The organism is Bacillus sp. 05T22, from assembly GCF_056396765.1.
The window spans coordinates 1-490 of sequence record NZ_JBFTMC010000284.1 but is presented as its reverse complement, the minus strand read 5'-3'; the positions used below and the strand labels follow the sequence as shown (position 1 = coordinate 490).

Here is a 490-nt window from a genome sequence, read left to right as displayed (position 1 = left end):
CCTAAATCAATACCGGATAAATTTACATTCGGTTGTTTAATCATTGTTTTTGCGTACAAATCCATTACAAGAATATTAGATCCTGTTTGAGTTAATGCTTTCTTCAGCCCTTCAGACCCTAATTCATAATTCCCTACTTTTTGTTCTTGGGCAGTCTGTTCTTGTGCAAGTACATGCATAGTGTTACCGTTAGTAGCAGTTATAACTGTTGCTAGAGTGGCTACAGCTAACACTTTAAATGGAAGTTTTTTCATAACTATTCTCCTTCTCAGTTTTTTGATAGATTCTTATAATCTTCATATTATTTTTATTAAATTCTTAATATTAAAACTTATTAACTTGTTCTCCAAGGTAACTTGTTACATTTTTTAATTGTCTTAATGTATCTTTTTGAGACTGCTGGTCAGTTGTATCAACATTAGTAGATAATTTTGTAATATTATTTTTGATTAGATTCAAATCTTCTTTATAGCGTTTTAGTAGGTCAAGT

General features: G+C 29.8%; 1 protein-coding gene. It reads right to left on the bottom strand.

What is annotated here, in order from left to right:
* On the bottom strand, nucleotides 1–254 hold a 254-nt coding region (locus AC1DIT_RS28450), incomplete at its 3' end, for an HBL/NHE enterotoxin family protein (protein WP_476998630.1).
* Nucleotides 255–490: the final 236 nt, after the last annotated feature.